This window comes from Microvirga tunisiensis, assembly GCF_009296175.1.
GTDB lineage: Bacteria > Pseudomonadota > Alphaproteobacteria > Rhizobiales > Beijerinckiaceae > Microvirga > Microvirga tunisiensis.
On record NZ_VOSK01000540.1, the window covers coordinates 1 to 2,990 of the forward strand.

General features: G+C 59.0%; 1 protein-coding gene and 2 pseudogenes. 1 reads left to right on the forward strand and 2 read right to left on the reverse strand.

Annotated features, from left to right (window positions below; all coding sequences use genetic code 11):
- Nucleotides 1–130 precede the first annotated feature (130 nt).
- Nucleotides 131–1,285 (reverse strand): annotated as a pseudogene (gene ehuR / locus FS320_RS40870) (MocR-like ectoine utilization transcription factor EhuR); the annotation flags it as partial.
- A gap of 123 nt (nucleotides 1,286–1,408) precedes the next feature.
- Between ehuR and FS320_RS50510 the strand changes: the two are divergent.
- Nucleotides 1,409–2,146 (forward strand): winged helix-turn-helix transcriptional regulator, encoded by a 738-nt coding sequence (locus tag FS320_RS50510; RefSeq protein ID WP_152718259.1) that lies wholly within the window; start codon nucleotides 1,409–1,411, stop codon nucleotides 2,144–2,146.
- Nucleotides 2,147–2,848: 702 nt separating this feature from the next.
- Here FS320_RS50510 and FS320_RS40880 read toward each other — a convergent pair.
- Nucleotides 2,849–2,990: pseudogene (locus FS320_RS40880) on the reverse strand (ATP-binding protein); the annotation flags it as partial.

The window sequence follows — 2,990 nt, forward strand, 5'->3', positions numbered from 1 at the left end:
CGAAGCTGCGGTCGGCTGCAAGGTCATCAACATCATGACCAGCCTTGGCATGCCAGTATCCCAGCGCCTCGTCTGAACCCCAGGGCTAAGGGGTGCATGCGGCCCACCTCTCAATTATGCACCAACGTCACAAGGGGTGAGACCCAGCGATGTGCGCTCCGAGGATCTCCGACACCATGGCCTGGCGCACCCGCACCTCCCGGCGTTGCAACTCAACCAGGTTCAGGGCCGTGCCGTCTTCGATCCACAGGGTCGCGATCTCGGCGGGAAGGTTCGTGGCGCTCCAACTCGTCACGCGCATGATACTGGCGACGCGGATCGAGTATTGCGGCGGCACCACGAGATATCCTACCCGCAGACCCGTCAGGACCGATTTGGTGAAGCTGGTGACGAAGAAGCCAAGATCCGGCAGCAGGTCGGTAAAGGACGGGAGCGGCGTCTCCAGGAGCGGCTTGTAGACTTCATCCTCCACGACATAGATGCCGTAGCGGCGGGCAATCTCCGCAATCGCCTGCCGCCGCTCGGCTCCCATCACATGGCTGGTCGGATTGCCCAAAGACGGGATGAGTACCAGGGCACTCACCCCGCCTGTCGCACAGGCCTCCTCGAAGGCTTCCACAAGAATGCCCTCGCGGTCGGTCGGGAGGCCGCGCAGGGTGAAGCCCAGGACATTCGCGAGGCCGATGATGCCATGGTCCGTCAGATTCTCGGTGAGAACGATATCGCCGGGCTGCACGATGGCGGCGACCGCCAGGAAGAGGCCGTGGGCGGCGCCGTTCGTGATCAGGATGCGGTCCTTCGCGGCCTCGATGCCAAGGCCTTTCAGCCAGACCTGTGCCGAAGACCGATGGCGCTCCAGCCCCGCGATGGGTCGGCAAGGGCGCATGAAGGCGCTGTTGTCGCCCTGGGCGAGGCGCCTCATGATCGCGCGGGATGCGTCTTCGTGCGCTTCGGTGTAGATCGCCCGGATGATGGAGAGATCAACGGTCTCGCCGGGGTCCCGGTCGAGCATGAACCGGTCCGCCTTCTCCGTAACCCGGCTGCGTACGAATGTACCCCGACCGACCTCGCCTCGCAGATAGCCACGCCGTTCGGCCTCCTGATAGCTGAGGCTCACGGTCTGCACGGACACCCCGAGCTGCCGGGCAAGGTCCCGGTGCGTCGGCATGCGTGCATGCGCCGGCAGGATATCCGCATCGATATCAGCGATGATCCGCTCGGTCAGAAGCTTGTGCTTCGTGACACCCTTCCGTTTGGTTAACTTGGGTCGCCAGTCCGCAATCAGCGGTTCTTCGGGTCGAACAATGGCGTCCTGGTCATCAAGGGGGCGAGGTAGCTCGCGCATAGGATTGTCTCGAATGATTGTAATGGATAAAGCATTACATTGTGCTGGAACTTCGAGATAGCTATGAAACTCGACAAAATTGACTTCAAGATCCTTGCTGCTCTCCAGAGGGATGGGCGGATGACCAAAATTCGGCTCGCTGAAGCTGTCAATCTATCTCCCACAGCATGCTGGGAGCGCCTGAGCCGCCTTGAGAAGAGTGGAGTGATTACTGGCTATACAGTCCGTATCAATATAGACAAATTGGCCCGGCGAACCGCCGTTCTTGTCGAAATCATGCTGAGGAGCCATCAGCAGTCTGATTTCGACCGCTTTGAGGAGGCGATACTCAAAGAGCCCGCGATCGTCTCCTGTAACGCAACAGGGGGTGGCGTAGACTATATTCTTAATATCGTATCTGAAGATATTGATGCCTATCAGAGGCTGATAGACAAGCTGCTGCGGCTTAATCTCGGGATCGAGCGGTATTTCACGTACGTGATAACGAAGAACGTGAAGACCTCCGACCCACTCCCGAGCATTGCCATTCGAAGGTGTGGTCTGACCAAGTTGGTTGCGGCACCGCCTAGACTACCTAACACTTTCGGAATGGGCGAGTTGGAGGTCAAGCACGCAATAGACGAACGGATATGGCCTTGCCGCCCGCCCGTCCCCGTTAGAGAGCTTGTAGTATGTGACCTCTCTGGAGCACCAAAACAGGTTGGGAAGAGCGACTATCAAAAGTCTCGAAACGACCGCTTCTGGCACTTCCCGGAAGTAGAGCGAACGTCCGCTGTAAATAGGAACACGCGACGTTCATGAAGGGCAGGGGATCGTCGCTGCTTGGTCCTCAACGGAGCTTCAACAATCCATCTGGTATCTTGCTAGACAAAAGATGCACGATGGCCTGCCGACGAGTAGACCGATGTCGCACTTGGAATGAATGGGGCCATTGATGAGCTATGTCGCTGCTGTACTCGTGCAGGGTGAGCAGCGGCTCCGGGCGTAGCGGCCGGTAAACTTGACCCCTTGAGGACGCCGATGGACACCATCGAATTTGCCGATCCGGTCACGGGTTCATGTCAATGCTGTGGATCTCCGACGATCCAGCTGGCGAGATTCGACTTCCGCGACGGCGAGCCGTTCGCGGTATATTGCGCTCTTCTCGCCCATGGCCCTCACGAACGTCGCGCCGATGTCGTAATTAGTCTCGGTGATCGGGCAGAGACGGCCTCATCATCCGATCGCGTAACGTTCGCCTGCCACCTGACAGCTGATCAGGACAGTTTCAACGTTGGATTGGTCGAACCTCACCAAACGTCCTGGACCTCATGTGAACTTGGGCGAATTCTGTCGAGGGAGGAGGCCCTCAGGCATCCGTGGAAGCAAGAGATATTCAAAGCACCGACCAGCGTCGCACCCGTGCGTACCGCAGCAACCGGAAATCATTGTCAAGCGACACCGAGATTTACGAGATAAGGCGACATCCAGTTTTACGACGGCTCAAGCGTGAGCCCGCTGGAGAGCCTCCTCCAGATCCCGCAGGCGATAGCTGCGCCCCTTGATGTTGAGAACATGCGCTCGGTGCAGCAGGCGGTCGAGGATGGCCGTGGCCAGCACCTCGTCGCCGGCCAGCAGCTCGGTCCACTCCCGGATGCTCTTGTTC